We start from the raw sequence: 18,592 nt of genomic DNA, 5'->3' as shown, positions 1-18,592 counted from the left end.
TTCCGAACCCATTAGCGGGAGGATTGCATTGGTGAATTAGAGATTGCTATTTGCTAGTGCTGTATTATTGTTAAGTTTTGTCATCGGGCTAATGCCCCGATGACAAAACTTAAAAGTTCATCGCCACCATTTTACCGTTTTATTTTCTGAGCTAAGTTCTAAAACTTCTCCAATCTGTGGTGTAAAAACAAGTTGTGCTTCATCGGCATTAGCAATAAGCAATCTCTCAACTGGCTCCGTCCAAGGATGGCTGGATAATGAAAACTTGCCCCAATGTACAGGCAAAAGTGCTTTGGCTTTTAAGTCCTTACTCGCCTGTAGCGTTTCTTCGGGCAACATGTGGATCAAGGGCTAATATCTGCCGTACTGTCCGCATTCTAAAATCGCTAAATCAAATGGGCCGTATTTTTCTCCGATTTCCTTAAAATGAGTATCGTAACCAGAATCTCCGCCTAAATAGATTTTGGCAGATGGTGTGTTTAAAACAAAAGAACTCCATAGCGTTTGCCCTCGCTTGAATTTCCGTCCAGAGAAATGACGGGCAGGCACACAAATGAACTCATTACCTTCAATGATAGCTTTGTCGTTTCAGTTTAAAGCAATGATTTGTTCGGCTTTATAGCCCCATAGTTTTAAATGTCCATCCACACCTTTCGAGGTGATGACGCTTTTTACCTTAGGTTTTAGTTCGCAGACCGCCCGATGGTCTAAGTGGTCGTAATGGTCGTGAGTGATAACTAAAAGATCAATATCCGGAAAATCTTTTGGTAGATATTGATAAGTCATTTTATAGGGTTTCCCGAAAAAACTTACCGGTGAAGCCTTGTAAAAAACCGGATCTACTAAAATGCGCTTTCCGCCGATGGTTAAAAGGTAAGAAGAATGCCCGAACCAAATCAAACTATCATCAACAACTGATAAGTTTTTCAGGTCCGTTTTAACAGATTGGATGATTTCTGATGGTGTGTTGCTTTTGGGCTTGTTAAATATTTCCCGCATTAACTTCCAATAATTTGCATCTTTGGTCATCATCGGCGTAGGCGATTGATTTTGGAAGCTCTTATCAAAAAAATTGGACGAACCTGTGAATGCAGAAGTGTCGGGCTGGCGACCAAATACATCGCTATTTAAAAAACTGAACGTAATAAAGGCCAGCAAAGCTATTGCAAATGCTATGTATATCGTCATCATTTATATTCCTGCATCGTTAGAAACTCCACCTGCAATTCCCTCAACCCAATCACTATCGTTATTGCCTTTTGCCAGGGCGCTTAATAAGCGGTTGTAAACCAAACTTAATAGCGGGGCAGGCATTTCGGCATCCAATGCCATTTTACTGGCTAAGCGGGCATCTTTAAAGCCCAAGCTTGACTTAAAGCCTACTGGCTGATATTGTTTCTTTGCGATCAGGGTTCCGTAGTTCTTATAGATAGGCGCATTAAAAACCGTTTCGCCAAAGAAATTAGCGACCTGTTCTCTGTCCAAACCTTGTTTTTCGGCTAATGTAAAAGCTTCTGCCATGGTTTCCATACTTGCCATAATCATAAAATTGCCTGCTAATTTTACCACGTTTGCAGCGCCCGGATCGGTTCCAAAATCATAAACAGCCTGACCCAGCAATTCTAAAATGGATTTTACCTTTTGCTTTATAGTATCCTCGCCAGAAGTACAGATGTATAATTTTGCTTCGGCAGCTGCATTGGGTCTGCCGAAAACAGGGGAGGAGAGATAGTGTTGGTTTTTATGCCGATGCTTTTCAGATAAATCTCTGGAAGTATCCGGTGAAATGGTACTCATGCTGATGTGTATTGCACCTTCTTGCATCACGTTTAAAAGTCCTTCTTCGCCCTCGCATATTTGGTAAAGTACATCGTCTTCTGCCAGCATAGAGATAATGATTTCTTGCCCTTCGCAAGCTTCTTTTATGGAAGTGCAGATTTCGAAATCTCCGCTCAAAGCATCTGCTTTTCCGGCAGTTCGGTTGTAAACGTTTAATTGATGTCCGGCATTGATAAGGTTTTGAGCCATTGGTAAGCCCATGTTTCCTAAGCCGATGAATGTTATAGGTTTAGCTTGTTTTTTAATGTTTTTCCTAATTTTCATATCAACCAAATATAAAAAACTGACGGTGTTTTTCGGGCGAATCAAGCTAAAACAAATTGCTAACTTTGGTGGCTATGAGTTTGTATCAGGAAGAAACTATTGTGGCCTTGGCTACTCCAAACGGAATCGGGGCTATCGGAGTAATCCGCTTATCGGGACCGGATGCTATAAAAATCATCAATAAAGTATTTAAGGGCAAGGATTTAGAGCAACAGGATAGTCATACCATCCATTTCGGGACGATTAGAGAGGGCGAAAAAATTATAGATGAGGTGTTAGTTTCGCTGTTTATCGCTCCTAAATCCTACACCAAAGAAAACGTGGTAGAAATCAGCTGTCACGGTTCAAAATATATTATTGATGCCATTATAAAATTATTGATTAAACAGGGCGCAAGACTGGCAAAGGCCGGCGAATTTACTTTAAGAGCTTTTTTAAATGGAGGGCTTGATTTATCTCAGGCAGAAGCAGTTGCAGATTTGATTGCTTCAAACTCTAAAGCTTCGCACCAGCTGGCTATGCAACAGATGCGTGGCGGTTTTTCTAACGAGCTTAAAAGTTTACGCGAGCAGTTGATCCATTTTGCCTCGATGATAGAGCTGGAGCTGGATTTTGGCGAAGAAGACGTGGAGTTTGCCAATCGCGACGAGTTGAAGAACTTAGTCTTGCGTCTTATAGCTCATATTTCACATCTCATCCGTTCTTTCGATTTAGGTAACGTAATCAAAAATGGGGTGCCGGTAGTTATTGCAGGTAAGCCCAATGTAGGGAAATCAACCTTGTTAAACGCCTTGCTGAACGAGGAGCGCGCCATTGTATCGGACATTGCGGGAACCACTCGCGATACCATTGAGGACGAGATTAACATCAAAGGTATTACTTTCCGCTTTATTGACACCGCCGGGATACGCGAAACGCAGGATATTATTGAAGCTAAAGGCGTAGAGCGTACTTTTGAAAAAATAAAGTCGTCTGCCGTGGTAATTTACCTGTTTGACCCGGAAGAAACCAAAGAAGAGGAGTTAGAAACCATTTTAGCCGATTTAAAAGCGGTAACCGCACAAAACAACAGTCAGTTGATTGTGGTGGCCAATAAGGCCGATATACATCCTTTTAAAAGCAGCCGGGCTGATGTTTTGCAACTATCTGCAAAAGAAAAGCAACATTTAGATTTATTAGAAGAAGCTTTATTGCAAGCGGTAAATGTGAACCTGTTAAACTCTGATGAGGTGATTGTGAGCAATATACGGCATTTAGAAGCCTTGCAAAAAACCGAAGAAGCTTTAGGCAAAGTAATGTACGGGATAGATAATCCTGTAACCTCCGATTTTTTAGCGATGGATATTAAGCAGGCGCTTTATTACTTAGGTGAAATTACCGGCGAGGTGACTACAGACGACCTGTTGGAGAATATATTTAGCAAGTTTTGCATCGGAAAGTAACTCCGTATTTCTCCAGTTTAGGTAGGTAGGCTTTCCTGCCCGTATTAAAGTATTCTGTCCTACCAGATTATACCTTAAAAGGTATATACAAGCGTTTGTATTTTGTTTTTATACCCGAAATGGTACTGTATCTGGTTTTTACGTGTATTTATACCGGTAAAGGTATAATTATGGACCCCATACGGTGGTTTGTAAAACAAAAACGCAAAGAGCTAAAATTAACAAAGGAAGATTTAGCGCTAAATGCCGGTGTCAGGCTTCGTTTTGTGCGTGATTTAGAACAAGGAAAAAAGACACTTCGCTTAGACAAAGTGAATGATGTATTGGCATTATTTGGAAGAGGTTGGTGTAATTGATAAAATAGGATCGTAATTGGCACGTCAAGCAGAAATATATTTTCAGCAAAAATTAGCTGGTGAACTGGCTTATATCACTAAACGTTTTGATAGGACGAAAGTAAAATCCATGTTGGAAATACCGTTTTAAACAATCCCCATCCGGTTAGAATCCAGCTTAATCAGAATAAAAAGCAAAATGGTGAAACTCAGCAGCGATGAACCTCCATAACTTACAAAAGGAAGCGGGATGCCTATTACCGGCATCAGGCCCACCGTCATGGCGATGTTAACAAAGAAGTGGCAAAATATAATGCAGGCCACAGCATATCCGTAAATGCGGCTAAATGACGAGCGTTGCCTTTCGGCCAGGTGGATAATCCGCATCAGCAGAAAAATGTAAATACCTATCACCACAAAACTGCCTGCAAAACCCCATTCTTCGCCCACGGTGCAAAAAATAAAATCGGTGCTTTGCTCTGGCACGAAGTTAAATTTGGTTTGTGTGCCTTGCAAATAACCTTTGCCCCATAATCCGCCAGAGCCTATGGCAATTTTAGATTGGTTAACGTTGTAACCCGCTCCGCGTAGGTCTTTCACCTTGCCCAACAATAAATCAATCCGCACTTTTTGGTGCGATTTCAGCACGTTATCATATACAAAATCAACGCTAAACACAAACAGCACGCACAGCAAAAAGCCTCCCACGAAAGTGGCTATCATAGCCCGCGAGCGTTGGTAATTGTAAACCAAAATGCCCAACAGCACAAATAGGCCGGCAATAATGTACAGTTTTGGGTAAAGCAGGGTAAGGATGAACAAAACAATCATCATAAAACCCGAAACCAGATACAGCGGCGAAAGTCCTTCGCGGTACAGCACAAAAATCAAAGAACCAAAAACCAAAGCCGAGCCGGCATCGGGCTGTAAAATGATAAGCAAAACAGGCACGCCCAAAATGGCCAGCGTTGGCAATGCGGTGCGCCACTCGCTTAGTTTAGAGTTCATGACGCTTAAATGCCGCGCCAGCAGGAGGGAGGTAGCCCACTTGGCAAACTCGGATGGTTGCAAACGGAAACTGCCAATGGGGATCCACGCTTGGTTACCGCCCACATTACGCCCTACCACAAGCACCACCACCAACAGTAAAACGGTGATGCCGTAAAAAACAGGGGAGAAGGTGAACATAAACCTGCTGTCTAACAGTAAAATAACAACGCCCACCACTATGGCCACAACAATAAATATCAGTTGTTTGCCCGAGTTGCTGCTTAGGGTAATGAGCGCCTCATCCTCGTTATACACCGCTGCGTGGATACTAAACCAACCGATAGCCAACAGGCAGAGGTACAAAAAGATGGTCAAAAAATCGACGTTGAAAAAGAAGTTTCTGTTTTGCGTATTCATTCTTTAAAACGTTTTTTTATTGGGCACCACGGCGGGCTGTATTACCGGTCGCTCACTTTTGCTGCTATCTGGCTTGTTGTTGCTAGGCCGCACATACACTTTCTTTTGGCCGGGTAACAGGTTGGCCTGCAACAAACGGTCGCTGTAATATTTTGGTCTGCTGATAGAATCGCGCAGGTACTGCTCTATCATTAAACTTGCAATTGGGGCGGACCACACCGAGCCGTAACCGGCGTTTTCTACCACTACAGCTATGGCAATTTTTGGATTGTTGCGCGGCGCAAAAGCAATAAAAACCGAGTGGTTATCGCCATGTGGGTTTTGCACTGTACCCGTTTTACCGCAAACCTCAATACCGTCAATTTTTGCATTGTAGGCCGTGCCGCCGGGAGCATTTACTACACGGCTCATCCCTTCAACAACCGGGTCAAAATATTTAGCATCAACACCTACATTGTTTTTTTTGGTAAACTCGGGTTTTACCACCTTTTCTTCGCCAATGGCTTTAATTAAGTGCGGTGTATAATAAAAGCCTCTGTTTGCGATAATGGCCGCCACGTTGGCCATTTGCAATGGGGTAATCCCCAGCTCGCCCTGCCCAATAGATAAGGAGATGTTGAAAGATGAAGTCCATTTATCATTACGGAAAGATTTAGTGTAATAATCTGCCGTTGGCACCATCCCGTTACGTTCGGCAGGTAAATCTATCCCTAAAGCATGCCCTAAACCAAATTTCATTACAGCCTCTCGCCAACGTTTGTAAGCGTTTACCGGCCGCATTCCGGTTTGGTCTATCATGCGGGCATAGGTGTAACCGTAATAAGTATTGCAAGAGGTTTCTATAGATTGCGCCAGGTTGATTGTGCCGTGCACGTGCGTACAGCCCATAAAACCGCGCCTGCCGTAGCGGTAACCGCCGGGGCAGTTGTAATAGGTGTTGGCGCTAATTAAGCCAAACTGCTGGGCAACTAAAGCGTTTACTACTTTAAAGATGGAGCCCGGCGGATATTCGGCTTGTATAGGGCGGATGAACATGGGCTTAAAGGGATCGCGCAAAAGCTTCATGTAGTTGTTGCCGCGCTGCCTGCCCACCATCATGTTGGGATCGTAACTCGGACTGCTGATGGATGCCAGAATCTCTCCGGTAGAGGGTTCTATGGCCACCACGCTGCCAATTTTGTTGTGCATTAAACGCTCGCCAAAGAGCTGCAGTTTTTTGTTGAGCGATGAAATGAGCTTATCGCCGGCAACGGCAGTGGTATCGTACTTTCCGCCAAAAAAGCTACCCTGCTCGCGGTTATGCACATCTACCATAATGTTGCGCACCCCGCGTTGCCCGCGCAGCAGATCTTCGTACGATTTTTCGATGCCCGTTTTACCGATGTAATCTCCCTGACTGTAAAAGCCGTTGTATTTCTCGATCTCGCGCTCGTTTACCTCGCCAATATAACCGAGAAACTGCGCCGCGGTAGAATCTGGATAATAGCGCACCGAACGGTTTTGCACATAAAAGCCCGGAAACTCGAACAGCTTTTCTTGAAAGGCCGCATAAGTTAAGGCAGATATCTGCTTCTGGAAAAGCGATGCCTTATATAAGGAGTAGTTTTTTGCTTTTTTAAAGGCACGGTCAAAATCGTTTTTGCTAATTTTTATTAAGCGACAAAACTCTAGCGTGTCCATCTCTTTCACCTGCCCCGGAATCACCATTATATCGTAAACAGGCTCGTTTTGAACCAGCGTTTCGCCGGTACGGTCCAAAATAATTCCCCTTGCGGGATAGATGATGAGTTTCCGTAACACGTTGTTATCTGCCGAAAGCTTGTACGAATCATCGATAACTTGGATGTAGAAAAGCCGGCCCAGCAAGATCAGGCCAATTAAAATGAAAATTCCTTGGATAACGTACCTACGCTTAAAAAAACTGTTCATTTACGCTGCCTCTTTTTAAAGAATACAATCTCTGCCACAAAAACCAATAACAAAGTAAATAAAGAACTGAGGAAAACACGGCTTATTGTAGCTGGGATTTCCGAAAAACGGAATACTTCTAAATTTAAAAGCGTAAAGTGGTGGATAAAGATGAGCACCAGCGCGTAAAAGAAAAACCAGCGGAAACCCATGATGGCAAGGGTAGGCTCGGGGTCGCTTTCGTAATTTTCTTTTTGTACCGTAATGCTGGTAATTAACACCCTAAAAAAGGCCGTAATTACGCAGGCGCAGGCATGTAGGCCTACGGTATCGTTAAACAAATCGATATTTAAACCTATCAAAAAGGAAAGCAGAAACAACAGCCAATTTGGCGTTTCAAAAGGTAAAAGCAGTATAAATAGGATGTACAGGTAAGGCGTGTTTAGGCCAAATAATACCATATTCTTCAACAGAAAAATCTGTATCAGCACCAGCACTAAATATCTGATGATATTTTTAATGATATTATTCATTTAAGCTCTCCTTATTGGCTTCTTCCAAAGTTTCTTGCTCTGTTTGGAAATTGTTTTTGATAACGTAAACGTACTGCAAGGCGTAAAAATCTGTCGACAGTTTAACGGCAATATCCAAAAAGCTGCCGCCACCTTTAACACCCGATTTTAGCACCGTGCCAATCAATATTCCTTTAGGGAAAATAACGCCTAGGCCCGAGGTAACTACGCGGGTTTTAGGTTTTAAGTTCAGCTGATTTGGGATGTCTGTTAAGGTGACAATGCGCGGGTCTTTACCGTTCCACACCAAAGGGCCAAAATACGGTGTGCCTTCAATAGATGAGGTAATGCGTGTATCTTCATGCAGTACCGATTGGATAGAAGCGAAGTTTTCTGAAACATTCCACACAATGCCCACCACGCCGCTAGGACCAATTACGCCCATTCCTTTTTTAATGCCCTGTTTGCTGCCGCGGTTAATGGTGATGTAATTGTTTCTGGAGTTGATGGATTTGTTAACTACCTCGGCTAAAATATACTCGTATTTTACTTTATGGATGGTATCCGTTACGGTGTTGGTGACCAGGCTGTCGTCCATGAACGAAGTTTTTAGCATGGCGTGCAGGCGGCGGTTTTCATTTGCCAAACTATCGTTCACCAACGCTAAATTAAGGTATTTGTTTATCGAGTTTACCTCTTGGTAAACACTCCCCACAATTTGGTTTGAGGTATTGAAGGTACTTGCACGCTGAAAATCGTTATTACGGATTAACAGCACCAGCGCTATCGTTAAATAGATAATCAGGAAAAAGAACGCATTATACCGGCTAATGAACCTCCAAAGATTTAACATACTTAATTTTTGGCTTTGATATTAACGCGATATTTGAAGTTTAGTGTAAGGCTAAAGATTAAATTACTCATATTATTGCCAAAAAATAGATTGCCCAAGGCATCAGTTGTCATATCCTTTTGTGTGTGCGGCATTAATAAAACCGGCTTTATTAATACGGTTTCAAAGATATAGAATTTAACAAAGATAATAAGGAAAAACACGCCTAAGTGCGAGGGGTTTTTCTGCACTGGCAGGGCCTCTCGCACAGGTCCCCGCGTCAGTATCCTTAGGCCACAGGCGCTTTCTCTTTCTTAGAACTCAGCAAACCCAAACTCATTACCACGCTGGTAGCTAAAATCATCATAAACAGTAAACCTGTTTCTACGCCGTTAATGCGCATCTCTTTTGGCAGGTTATAAAACAACAAAATGCTAATTAAACCACGTGGCGTAATAAAAACGATGGGGTTAATAGGCACTTTAGCTACAAATTTCAAGTACAACAGCCTGATAAGATAGGTTGCGCCCAAAATAATTAAGCCGTATTGGATTAGCTTTAAATCCTGAAACTGGTTTACCACTATCGTAAAACCAAAGATGATGAAAAAGAAAGTACGCATTAAAAAAGCACTTTCCGCAGATAGCTGGTGCAGCTGAACCAAATCTTTAGAAAGGTTGGGATAAATAAAATACTTGCGGAAAAAAGGGATGCGTATTTCGTCGGCATTGTTTAAAAACAAACCGAAAGCCAGCACAATTATCAGCGCAGAGAGGTGGTAGCTTTGCCCCACGGCATATACCAGCACCAAAATAGAGATGATTAAAAAGAATTTAACATGATGGCTGATTTTGCCGATAAGGTAAAGCAGCAGCAAGCAAGATACGGACGCGAACAAGAAAATCATCACCAGCTCGGCACCTAAACTTGCGAAAGCACTTACGTTAAAGCTATCATTACTGATGGCAAAGTTGAACAAAATAATGCCCGCAATATCAGAGAAAGACGATTCGTAAATCACAAATTCACGGTCGCGCCTGCCCAAATTAGCCGCCGAGGGTATAGCGATAGACGAACTAATTACACTGAAAGGGATGGCATTGGCAAAACATAGGTAATAGGTTTCGCCGGTAAGCTCGTGAATAATAAAAGTAATGGCGGCGGTAGTTACCAGCAGAATAATTACCGCAGCTAAAAGTGTTTTTTTAATTACCCGGTTTTTTTCTTGGTCGTACTTTAAGTCCAGCGCACCTTCAAAAACAATTAATATCAAACCTACCGTACCTAGCGTAGGCAATATGGTTAAAAAATCAAAGGTTTCAATCTGGAAATAGGTGACAATTTGTTTTAAGCCGATGCCCAAAAACAACAACAAAAGCACGGACGGGATTTTGGTTTTTTTCGCAATCATATCAAACAGATATGAGAAAATTACCAGTCCGCATAAGATGATTAATATGGTGTATGTTGACATATAATGTGCGTTTCTTTCAAAATTTAAAGATAAACGAATTTTGTAAACCTGTTTTAAAATATCAATTAAAGCGTCATTTTATCGATTTTTAGCTTGTTGTATAATTAATAATTAATTATATTTCATATATTTGTGCTTTTGACACATTTAATAATTCTTTTTGCCTTGCGCCATGGCTTTGCATTATGCCAAGGTTAAACGCCTCAATGGGGTGCTTTTTTAGCGGTGAACCCTTAATCTTACTACAAGGCTTGAAGTACAAAACTTATTTATGATATACCACATTCTGGACAAACAAACCGGCGAAAACCCATCATTCCCAAACCTAGCTATCGCAGCTTTTTTAGAAACCCAGTTAGGAGTTTACGGCGATAACAAAGTAGATATATTAAAATGCCTGGATTATGTATTTGAGAAAGGCGGCCTAGTGATACTGGCAGAAGAAGGCGGTTATTTAGCGGGCGCCGCAGTGCTCAACGAAACAGGGATGCAAAGCTATATCCCGGAAAACATTTTGGTTTATATCGCTGTACACGAGAATCAGCGCGGCAAAGGCTTAGGTACACAGCTGATGCAAAAATGCTTAGAGCTTGCAGAAGGAAGCATTGCTTTACACGTAGAAGCCGATAATCCGGCCAAAAAGCTTTACGAGAAACTGGGTTTTACCAATAAGTATCTGGAGATGCGTTTGCAACGTTAATTTTAAAACCCTCCAAAAAATTAAATGGCTTATTTAAAACTTTACAAAAACAAACTACAACATAACTACCAAATGCTTGCTGGCTGGTTTGCCACGCAGGGTATCGAGTGGGGCGTGGTTTCAAAGCTGCTTTGCGGCAACAAAACCTACCTGCAAGAACTGTTGAATTTAGGGGTCAAAGAATTTCATGATACCCGCATTAGCAACCTTAAAGCTATAAAGCAGCTTAACGCCGATGTGCAAACCGTGTACATTAAACCTCCCGCAAAAAGAAGTATTGCAAACGTCATCAAGTACGCCGATGTAAGCTTTAATACGGATTACAGCACCATTAAAATGCTGAGCGATGAGGCAGGCAGACAGCACAAAATCCATAAAATTATTGTGATGATAGAGATGGGAGATTTGCGCGAAGGCGTGGTAGGCGACCAGCTGATGGATTTTTATGCTAAAATCCTGCATTTGCCAAACATCAGTATCGTGGGATTGGGCACTAACCTTAATTGCTTAAACGGCATTATGCCGTCAGAAGATAAACTGATACAGCTTTGTTTATACAAACAACTGATTGAAGCTAAATTTAACATCCATATCCCTTGGGTTTCTGGCGGCACCAGCGTTACCGTTCCGCTATTGCTTAAAAAACAGTTGCCCAAGCAAGTAAACCATTTTAGGGTAGGCGAGGTGCTGTTTTTTGGCCTCGATTTATTCCGCAATAAAACCATTGAAGGCATGTACGATGATGTTTTTGAGCTTTATGGCGAAATTATAGAGCTGTACGAAAAACCCAAAGTGCCTAACGGCGAGCAAGGTTTTAATGTTGCCGGCGGTAAACCCAGCTACCCCACAGAAGACTATGGCAAAAAATCGTACCGCGCCATTGTAGATATTGGCTTACTAGATTGCAACCCCAAGTATCTAATTCTGGAGGATGATGATATGGATATCATAGAAGCCAGTTCGGATATGTTGGTGCTAGATTTTCATCAGAATAAACAAAATTATAAGGTGGGCGATTTGGTAAAGTTCAAATTGAAATATATGGGCGTGCTGGGCATTATGAACTCTAATTATGTTGATAAGGTGGTGGTTTAAGCAATTGTTTGATTAAGCTTGCGTTTATGCTTGAAATTTTAAATTGATATTTACTAGCTTTAAAGCGGCAAAGGTTTTGCCTGTATCAATTAAACACAGCAAATGAAAGACAGATTTATAATTCCGGCACTTATTATTGGGATATGCGCCATTGTGGTAGCTTTTATTTTAGCCGGCGGATTAAAGAGCATCAAATCAGACCAAACCATTAACGTTACCGGTTCTGCCAAGCAACTGATTGTTTCTGACCTAGGAATTTTAAGAGGAACCTTTAATATCGATGCGTCAAGCGCTCAAGATGCTTACCGCGAGCTATCGCGCCAACGGCCTTTGGTGGTGCAGTTTTTAAAATCAAAAGGTTTTAAAGACGCAGATATTGATCTTAAAACCATTAATGTTTATCCGCAGTACAATTATAGCAGCAGCGGGCAACAGTTGGGCGTGCGTTCTTACACCATTAACCAAACTTTAGAAGTAAGCTCGGCAGATGTAAACAAGATTAAAGAGGTTTCTATCTCAATTGCGTCTTTGTTTGAGCAGGGGCTTAACTTCAACGTTAACGCGCCAGAGTATTATTACACCAAGCTTAGCGATGTTAAAGTAGATATTCAGGCGGCGGCCGCTAAAGACGCCATGATACGCGGCGAAAAAGTGGCCGAAGCAACAAACCGCAGTTTGGGCACGCTTAAAAGCGCTAGGATGGGCGTGTTGCAAATAACTCCCGAAAACTCTAACATGACTTCTGATTACGGCATAAACGATGTCAGCTCTATCCGTAAAGAGATTACCGCCGTTGTGAACGCAAACTTTGAAATAGAGTAAGCGCCAAAATATGCCCCTACTATTTGCTTTGGTGTTTAACGATGTAAGCTTTTGGTGGGTCCTGCCATGCCTAGCATTGGGCTTCGGCTATGCTTTTTGGCTGTACCGAAAAAAAAGTTTTGACACTGTTTGGCTAAAACGCATCCTTTTTGCTTTGCGGATGCTGGTGGTGAGCTTAATTGCTTTTTTGCTTTTGGCGCCACTTTTTAAAACCAATATTTCGCGCTTAACCAAGCCTGTTGTTTTTATTGCGCAAGATGTTTCTAGCTCGGTAAGCAGCAATGCGCCGGCCGGCTTCAATCAGGTTGCTTACTATAAAAACCTTAACGCATTAGCGGAAGCGCTAAAAGAAAATTACGATGTTCGTACGCTTAGTTTTGGCTCAACCGTTTATAAAGGTTTTAAAGCAGATAACCTTGAAAAAGAAACAGATATAACTGCGGTTTTTGAGGAGATAAAAAATCAAAACCCAGAAAACGTTGGCGCTTTAATTCTGTTAAGTGATGGCGTTTACACCAAAGGTGCAAACCCTGTTCAAAAAGCAGAAAACACGGTTTTCCCCATTTATACCGTGGCGCTTGGCGATACGGTTGCAAAGAGGGATTTGCTGTTGCAACAGCCTAATTACAACCACCTGGTTTATTTAGGCAACCAGCACGAGGTTCAAATATCGGTTAAGGCGAGCGCAGCAAAAGGTGCAAATAGCCAATTGCAAGTGAGCACTAACGATGGCCAAAGAAAAACCTTCCCCTTGCATTTTAAAAGCAATGAAGACCAACAAGTTGTAAAGTTTACTTTAGATGCCAAGAAAAAAGGTATACAGAAAATCTCTCTTTCGCTTAAACCTATTAATCAAGAAAAAAGCATAAAAAACAATCAGTTAACACTTTATGTGGATGTGATAGACGGCCAAGAGCAGATTTTGTTGCTGGCAGATGCGCCACATCCAGATTTGAGCGCTTTAAGGCAAGCGATAGAAAGTAACCAAAACTATAAAGTACAATTGGCTTTCGCCGATGACGTGCCGCGCGACTTAAACAAATTTGGCCTGCTAGTTTTGCACAACTTGCCTTCTGCCAAACATCCCATCCAAAGCATAAACATCAATAATAAAGCGAGCCTGTGGTTCATCGTCGGCAACCAAACAGACATCAGCAAACTAAACGCCTTACAAAGCTGGGCTAAATTGATACCCGCGCCTACACCGCAAAGCTATAGCACCAGCTTTAATGAAGGCTTCTTTGCTTTCGCCATTACGGATCAAACTAAACAAGAGCTAAGCGCTTTGGCGCCTTTAGCCTCGCCGCTTAGTGCCATCCAAAATCAGGCTTCTGCTAAAATATTGTTGAAAGGCAAAGCTGTAAACGGAAGTACGGAAGTTCCACAATTGCTTTTCAGCGATTTGGGTGCTAAAAAAGAAGCGATTTTAAACGGCGAGGGCATTTGGCGCTGGCGCATGGACACTTACTCCAAAAACAACAACTTTGATGCGTTTGACGAGCTAATCTCCAAATCTGTCCAGTATTTAAGCGCCAAGCAAGATAAAAGAAAGTTTGTAGCACGCGCAGATGCCTCGCGATACAACGAAAACGAACAGGTTCTTTTGACTGCGGAGTTGTATAATGATAGTTACGAGCTGGTAAATCAGCCCGAAGTAAAGCTAGAACTGAAAGACAGTAAAGGAAAGCGTTACAGCTATTTGTTTTCCAGAACGGATAAGAGTTATCAGCTCACGGTGGGACCTTTTGCACCAGGAGAGTACAGCTTTACCGCAAGTACAAAATTTAACAACAACAATTACAGCAGCTCGGGCAATTTTATTGTTGAAGAACTAAATGTGGAAGATTTGGCCAATAAAGCAGATCACCAATTGCTGTATCATTTGAGCAGGCAAAGTGGTGCCAGTATGCTTATGCCTCAAAACTTAACATCATTGGCAGATTCTATCAAAAAGAACCAAAAGGTAAAACCTGTAAGCTTCCAACAGCAAAGTTACCAGCCACTTATTGCGTCGGGATGGCTTTTTGCCTTAATTTTGATTTTGCTAAGTTTAGAGTGGTTTTTAAGAAAGCGCAATGGAACAATTTAACCTTTGGATTGGCGACATCGTAACCATCTTTGGTACCTTTTCTTTTGCTGTTTCTGGCGCTTTTGCCGCCATGCAAAAACGTTTAGACGCTTTCGGCGTTTTAATTGTTGCTTTTGTTACGGCTGTGGGTGGCGGAACCCTGCGCGATTTGTTGCTGGGTATTACACCGGTGTTTTGGTTAAAAAACGCCAACTATTCTTTGCTCATCATCATCACGGCCATTGTAGCCATGGTTTTCTGGAAACGCATCAAAACCTTAAAAATCACTTTATTTTTATTTGACTCGCTAGGTTTGGGTTTCTTTACCGTAGTTGGTTTGCAAAAGGGTTTGGCTTATGATTTAAGTCCGGGTATTTGCGTGGCACTAGGTACCGTTACCGGTTGTTTTGGCGGTATTACGCGAGATATTTTGCTGAATAACATTCCCCTAATATTTAGAAAAGAGATTTATGCAACAGCCTGCATTATTGGCGGGCTAGTATATTTGCTGCTAAGCGCTTTGGGGATTAATGAGGCTTTGGTGAAATTTATTGCTGTTGCCGTAGTGTTTGCAATACGTATTGTAGCTGTAAAATATAAGCTCAGCTTGCCCCGGATTTATTAGTTATTTCTCTGCTTTGTTATCAGTAACCACGTACACATCTTCGTTGTCACGTTTCATGTAATAGCGTTCGCGGGCAAATTTTTCTAAGCTTTGGATGTTGGTGGTTAGCTCTTTCAATTCGGTATAGGCTTTTGCAATTTCTGCTTCGTAAAAGCTTTTTTCTTCCTCTAGCTTTTGTACACGGCTGTAATAATCATACTGCGATGCCAAATCGTTGCGGTCAAAAAAGAACATCCAAACCACAAAAGCAGTTCCGGCTATAAAAAATTTGTTTTTAAGTAGGTGAAGTAAATTTTTCATCTGTTCCGTTTGTTTGGCTTTCGCCGATCGCAAAAATCAAAAAAATGTTGCGCAAAACATCACGCAACACTTTATAACATTGTTAGATTAAATGTTCTGGAAAATGCGTTTGATTTTCTTGGTCCTTTGTAGCCACTAAAGCGGTTAGCAATACCACCAATACCACGGCAACTAACAGCCAAAACCAAGTTGTATTTAACAACTGCTGTCCGCTTAAATCGCTTACAGGAGCCTCAGAAATATAAACTTCCGGAACTTTACCGTTTGCGAAAGATAGGTTTCCGGTTGTTACTAAGGCAAAAAGCAACACGAGCGGTTTTATTAATTTTTTCATATTTATATTGTTTATGATGATTTTTAGCCTCGCAAAATTAAAAAGCCAAAAGAATTTATGCGCTTAATTTTCGAGTTTTTTTAATTCGTTTTGCACAAACAGTACCAAGTCTTTAATGTAAGCACTGCTAAAATTAAATTCGATGCCTGCCGTTTTATAAATTTCCTTAATACTTTTTGTATAACCTAATTTTAAAGCTGCAATGTAATTTGCTAAAGCTTTTTCGGGATTTTCTTTATAGTTTTTCCACACCGCTATCGCGCCAAGTTGCGCAATGGCATATTCTATATAATAAAAAGGCACTTCAAAAATATGCAGCTGTTTTTGCCAAAGGTTTTCTAAAGCCTCTTGTTGGCCGTCCCAGTCCACAAAATTTGCCCCAAAGCGTTTAAAAATAGCTGTCCATGCTTGGGTGCGCTCTTCTACAGAATGCGCTGGGTGGGTATAAATCCAATGTTGAAAAGCATCTACAACAGCCACCCAGGGCAAGGTTTTTAAAACATCTTTAAGCTGGTATTGTTTAGCCCTTTTTAAATCCTCGGCATTGTCAAAAAACTCGTCCCAATAATCCATAGAAATCAATTCCATGCTCATAGATGCCAGCTCAGCAACTTCTGATGGGCAATGTTTAAAATCATTAAGCTCCAGGTTCGCGGTTAAAAAAGTATGTACCGCGTGTCCGCCCTCATGCACCATGGTGGTTAAATCTCTAAAAGAATTTGCCGAGTTCATAAAAATGAAAGGTGCGCCACTTTCCGCAAGCGGATAATTGTAGCCTCCCGGCGCTTTACCTTTACGGCTTTCCACATCAAACAAGCCGTTAGCTTTCATAATTTCTAGGCGCGAACCTAAGAAAGCATCCAAACGGTTAAAACATCTGGTCGATTTTTCGATGAGCTCTTCACCGCCGTTAAATGGCACTAAGGGCGCTTTTCCGCTGGCATCTACCTCGGTGTCCCAAGGTTTTAAGCTATCTAGTTCCAGTTTTTTTCTTCGTTCTTCCGCTTGCTGAGCTAGCACAGGCACTACCTCTTGTTCAACGGCTTTGTGAAAATCAAAGCAATCTTGTGGCGTATAATCAAAGCGGCCTAAAGAGGCAAACATATAATCGCGGAAGTTATCAAAGTCGGCGTTTTTTGCCACCTGATGGCGCAATTTCACCAATTTGTTAAACAGCTGATTTAATACGTCTTTATCTTGCAAACGGCGAACGCTGATACTTTTCCATGCTTCTTCACGCACGGGGCGGTCCAGGTTTTTAAGGAAGTTAGCGGCTTGCTCTAAAGTGTATTCTTTGCCTTGCAGTTCAACAGACATAGCGCCGGTAATGGCCTGGTATTTTTGTTGCTCAACCTGCAATTCGGTTTGCAAAGGAATATTTTCTTCTCTGAACAAAGCCAAGGCCTGCTTTACACTACGTATATAGATGAAGTATTTTTCTTGATCCAGTTGTTCTATAAATTCACTTTCCACCAATTTCTTGTTCAGCTCATTGGCAATAGGTGCAATCTTAGGTTCAATTTCAGTAGCAAAGTATTGGAACGATTTTACCAAATCTTCATTAGCCGTGTCGCAGGTCATTTTAATGTATCGCCAAGCAAAATCTTCTTCCAACGCGGCTTCTAGCTCGCTTTTGTCTTTTAACCATTGCTCTAACTGCGCTAATGAAGATAGGGGGCGCTGTTTCAGCTCATCAAAAATAGGAGCTAAACTTTCCCAATCAATATTTAAGTTCTGCGGTAGGTATGTTCTAGGGGTTTTCTGGATCTTCATAAAATACTACGGTAATAAATATCAAACAAAAAACATAAGGCAAAAGCTACTGAAGCAATGCCATTGGTAGTCATAAATGCAAAATTTACCCGACTTAGGTCGTTTGGTTTCACCAGCAAATGTTGGTAAATAAGCATACCAATAAATACGGCCAAACCTACATAATAGGGTAAGCTTAGGGGGGTTAAAAACAAAGGGATAATCACAAAAATGGCTGCAAACACATGCAAAATATTGCTCACGTTTAAGGCTCTTTTTTTTCCGAGATAGGAGGGGATGGAGTGCAGTTTTTCCTCGCGGTCAAAATCTTCGTCTTGTAGCGCGTAAATAATATCAAAGCCACTAACCCAGCAAAGTACGGCCAAAGAAAAAAGTACAGGCAAAACGGCAAACTCGCCTGTTACTACCAGATAAGCGCCAATGGGCGCTAAAGACAATCCTAAACCCAATACCAAATGGCATAAAGCGGTAAAACGTTTGGTGGCACTGTAACCTAAAACAACCAACAAAGCAATCGGCGAAAGCCAAAAACATAACGGATTGATAAAAAATGTAGCCCCGATAAACAATGCGCAATTGGCGATGGTAAATATTAAGGCATTTTTTGCGCTGATGCGTCCGGATGGAATATCCCTTACTTTAGTTCGCGGATTTTTAGCATCAATATCCCTATCTAAATAGCGGTTAAATGCCATGGCGGCGTTGCGGGCAAACACCATACAAAGCACCATTAAAATAAGCTTTAGCCAAGAAAACTCACCGCCCGCCGTATTTATCGCTAAAAAAAAGCCGATAAATGCAAAAGGCATGGCAAAAATGGTGTGCGAAAAAGTAACCAGCGAAAAGTATTTTTTCATCTGCT

At 41.7% G+C, this 18,592-nt stretch carries 18 protein-coding genes and 1 pseudogene; 7 read left to right on the top strand and 12 right to left on the bottom strand.

The genetic code is table 11. The features are described from left to right. Positions 1-117 precede the first annotated feature (117 nt). From BCY91_RS14005 to BCY91_RS13990, 3 genes and pseudogenes are all read right to left on the bottom strand, one after another. The gene (locus tag BCY91_RS14005) at positions 118-348 is read right to left on the bottom strand and encodes an MBL fold metallo-hydrolase (RefSeq protein ID WP_182995394.1); all 231 of its coding nucleotides are present in this window, start codon (positions 346-348) and stop codon (positions 118-120) included. Positions 349-351: 3 nt separating this feature from the next. Continuing rightward, positions 352-999 (bottom strand): annotated as a pseudogene (locus BCY91_RS17900) (MBL fold metallo-hydrolase). A 192-nt stretch (positions 1,000-1,191) separates the two neighbouring features. After that, on the bottom strand, positions 1,192-2,103 hold the full coding sequence (locus BCY91_RS13990) for an NAD(P)-dependent oxidoreductase (RefSeq protein WP_120182666.1): 912 nt from the start codon (positions 2,101-2,103) through the stop codon (positions 1,192-1,194). A 74-nt stretch (positions 2,104-2,177) separates the two neighbouring features. On the opposite strand from BCY91_RS13990, the gene mnmE reads away from it, so the two are divergent. Further along, the gene (mnmE, locus tag BCY91_RS13985; RefSeq protein ID WP_182995392.1) at positions 2,178-3,545 is read left to right on the top strand and encodes a tRNA uridine-5-carboxymethylaminomethyl(34) synthesis GTPase MnmE; all 1,368 of its coding nucleotides are present in this window, start codon (positions 2,178-2,180) and stop codon (positions 3,543-3,545) included. Positions 3,546-3,664: 119 nt separating this feature from the next. Then, a complete protein-coding gene (locus BCY91_RS13980) occupies positions 3,665-3,901 on the top strand; it encodes a helix-turn-helix domain-containing protein (protein WP_245989149.1) in 237 nt (78 codons plus the stop codon). Positions 3,902-4,027: 126 nt separating this feature from the next. On the opposite strand, the gene rodA is transcribed toward BCY91_RS13980, so the two are convergent. From rodA to BCY91_RS13955, 5 genes are all read right to left on the bottom strand, one after another. Continuing rightward, positions 4,028-5,287 (bottom strand): rod shape-determining protein RodA, encoded by a 1,260-nt coding sequence (gene rodA, locus BCY91_RS13975; RefSeq protein WP_120182665.1) that lies wholly within the window; start codon positions 5,285-5,287, stop codon positions 4,028-4,030. A 3-nt stretch (positions 5,288-5,290) separates the two neighbouring features. After that, complete coding sequence (gene mrdA / locus BCY91_RS13970; protein ID WP_120182664.1) at positions 5,291-7,216, bottom strand: penicillin-binding protein 2; 1,926 nt, start codon at positions 7,214-7,216, stop codon at positions 5,291-5,293. Next, complete coding sequence (locus BCY91_RS13965; protein WP_120182663.1) at positions 7,213-7,728, bottom strand: rod shape-determining protein MreD; 516 nt, start codon at positions 7,726-7,728, stop codon at positions 7,213-7,215. The genes mrdA and BCY91_RS13965 overlap by 4 nt, the downstream gene beginning before the upstream one ends. Next, positions 7,721-8,560 carry a rod shape-determining protein MreC gene (mreC, locus tag BCY91_RS13960; RefSeq protein ID WP_120182662.1) on the bottom strand — a complete coding sequence of 280 codons (840 nt, stop codon included), beginning with the start codon at positions 8,558-8,560 and terminating at the stop codon, positions 7,721-7,723. The genes BCY91_RS13965 and mreC overlap by 8 nt, the downstream gene beginning before the upstream one ends. A gap of 268 nt (positions 8,561-8,828) precedes the next feature. Then, on the bottom strand, positions 8,829-10,013 hold the full coding sequence (locus BCY91_RS13955; protein WP_120182661.1) for a cation:proton antiporter: 1,185 nt from the start codon (positions 10,011-10,013) through the stop codon (positions 8,829-8,831). A gap of 271 nt (positions 10,014-10,284) precedes the next feature. On the opposite strand from BCY91_RS13955, the gene BCY91_RS13950 reads away from it, so the two are divergent. The 5 genes from BCY91_RS13950 (at position 10,285) to BCY91_RS13930 (ending at position 15,323) form a co-directional block, all read left to right on the top strand. Further along, the gene (locus BCY91_RS13950; RefSeq protein ID WP_120182660.1) at positions 10,285-10,713 is read left to right on the top strand and encodes a GNAT family N-acetyltransferase; all 429 of its coding nucleotides are present in this window, start codon (positions 10,285-10,287) and stop codon (positions 10,711-10,713) included. A gap of 24 nt (positions 10,714-10,737) precedes the next feature. Next, complete coding sequence (locus tag BCY91_RS13945) at positions 10,738-11,808, top strand: alanine racemase (protein ID WP_120182659.1); 1,071 nt, start codon at positions 10,738-10,740, stop codon at positions 11,806-11,808. Between the two features lie 102 nt (positions 11,809-11,910). Continuing rightward, a complete protein-coding gene (locus tag BCY91_RS13940) occupies positions 11,911-12,630 on the top strand; it encodes an SIMPL domain-containing protein (RefSeq protein ID WP_120182658.1) in 720 nt (239 codons plus the stop codon). Between the two features lie 10 nt (positions 12,631-12,640). Continuing rightward, positions 12,641-14,719 (top strand): hypothetical protein, encoded by a 2,079-nt coding sequence (locus BCY91_RS13935; protein ID WP_120182657.1) that lies wholly within the window; start codon positions 12,641-12,643, stop codon positions 14,717-14,719. Next, positions 14,706-15,323 carry a trimeric intracellular cation channel family protein gene (locus tag BCY91_RS13930; RefSeq protein WP_120182656.1) on the top strand — a complete coding sequence of 206 codons (618 nt, stop codon included), beginning with the start codon at positions 14,706-14,708 and terminating at the stop codon, positions 15,321-15,323. Before BCY91_RS13935 ends, BCY91_RS13930 begins: the two co-directional genes overlap by 14 nt. Here the strand turns inward: BCY91_RS13930 and BCY91_RS13925 are convergent, their stop codons facing one another. From BCY91_RS13925 to BCY91_RS13910, 4 genes are all read right to left on the bottom strand, one after another. Further along, positions 15,324-15,623, bottom strand: a complete 300-nt coding sequence (locus BCY91_RS13925; protein ID WP_120182655.1) for an FtsB family cell division protein — start codon at positions 15,621-15,623, stop codon at positions 15,324-15,326. A gap of 82 nt (positions 15,624-15,705) precedes the next feature. Continuing rightward, positions 15,706-15,957, bottom strand: a complete 252-nt coding sequence (locus tag BCY91_RS13920; protein ID WP_120182654.1) for a hypothetical protein — start codon at positions 15,955-15,957, stop codon at positions 15,706-15,708. A gap of 63 nt (positions 15,958-16,020) precedes the next feature. After that, positions 16,021-17,730 carry a M3 family oligoendopeptidase gene (locus BCY91_RS13915; RefSeq protein WP_120182653.1) on the bottom strand — a complete coding sequence of 570 codons (1,710 nt, stop codon included), beginning with the start codon at positions 17,728-17,730 and terminating at the stop codon, positions 16,021-16,023. After that, positions 17,727-18,587, bottom strand: a complete 861-nt coding sequence (locus BCY91_RS13910; protein WP_120182652.1) for a 4-hydroxybenzoate octaprenyltransferase — start codon at positions 18,585-18,587, stop codon at positions 17,727-17,729. The genes BCY91_RS13915 and BCY91_RS13910 overlap by 4 nt, the downstream gene beginning before the upstream one ends. Positions 18,588-18,592 lie beyond the last annotated feature (5 nt).

Source organism: Pelobium manganitolerans (assembly GCF_003609575.1).
GTDB classification, from domain to species: domain Bacteria; phylum Bacteroidota; class Bacteroidia; order Sphingobacteriales; family Sphingobacteriaceae; genus Pseudopedobacter; species Pseudopedobacter manganitolerans.
Note: the sequence above shows the minus strand (reverse complement) of the source record. Positions and strands in the feature narration are given on the sequence as shown.

Bases quoted from the DNA above. Each gene is read 5' to 3' on its own strand.
- BCY91_RS13955 (WP_120182661.1), bottom strand. From the start codon at position 10,013: ATGTCAACATACACCATATTAATCATCTTATGCGGACTGGTAATTTTC.
- mnmE (WP_182995392.1), top strand. From the start codon at position 2,178: ATGAGTTTGTATCAGGAAGAAACTATTGTGGCCTTGGCTACTCCAAAC.
- mreC (WP_120182662.1), bottom strand. From the start codon at position 8,560: ATGTTAAATCTTTGGAGGTTCATTAGCCGGTATAATGCGTTCTTTTTC.
- BCY91_RS13965 (WP_120182663.1), bottom strand. From the start codon at position 7,728: ATGAATAATATCATTAAAAATATCATCAGATATTTAGTGCTGGTGCTG.
- rodA (WP_120182665.1), bottom strand. From the start codon at position 5,287: ATGAATACGCAAAACAGAAACTTCTTTTTCAACGTCGATTTTTTGACC.
- BCY91_RS13910 (WP_120182652.1), bottom strand. From the start codon at position 18,587: ATGAAAAAATACTTTTCGCTGGTTACTTTTTCGCACACCATTTTTGCC.
- BCY91_RS13940 (WP_120182658.1), top strand. From the start codon at position 11,911: ATGAAAGACAGATTTATAATTCCGGCACTTATTATTGGGATATGCGCC.
- mrdA (WP_120182664.1), bottom strand. From the start codon at position 7,216: ATGAACAGTTTTTTTAAGCGTAGGTACGTTATCCAAGGAATTTTCATT.
- BCY91_RS13945 (WP_120182659.1), top strand. From the start codon at position 10,738: ATGGCTTATTTAAAACTTTACAAAAACAAACTACAACATAACTACCAA.
- BCY91_RS13980 (WP_245989149.1), top strand. From the start codon at position 3,665: ATGGTACTGTATCTGGTTTTTACGTGTATTTATACCGGTAAAGGTATA.
- BCY91_RS13920 (WP_120182654.1), bottom strand. From the start codon at position 15,957: ATGAAAAAATTAATAAAACCGCTCGTGTTGCTTTTTGCCTTAGTAACA.
- BCY91_RS13935 (WP_120182657.1), top strand. From the start codon at position 12,641: ATGCCCCTACTATTTGCTTTGGTGTTTAACGATGTAAGCTTTTGGTGG.
- BCY91_RS13950 (WP_120182660.1), top strand. From the start codon at position 10,285: ATGATATACCACATTCTGGACAAACAAACCGGCGAAAACCCATCATTC.
- BCY91_RS13990 (WP_120182666.1), bottom strand. From the start codon at position 2,103: ATGAAAATTAGGAAAAACATTAAAAAACAAGCTAAACCTATAACATTC.
- BCY91_RS13915 (WP_120182653.1), bottom strand. From the start codon at position 17,730: ATGAAGATCCAGAAAACCCCTAGAACATACCTACCGCAGAACTTAAAT.
- BCY91_RS13925 (WP_120182655.1), bottom strand. From the start codon at position 15,623: ATGAAAAATTTACTTCACCTACTTAAAAACAAATTTTTTATAGCCGGA.
- BCY91_RS13930 (WP_120182656.1), top strand. From the start codon at position 14,706: ATGGAACAATTTAACCTTTGGATTGGCGACATCGTAACCATCTTTGGT.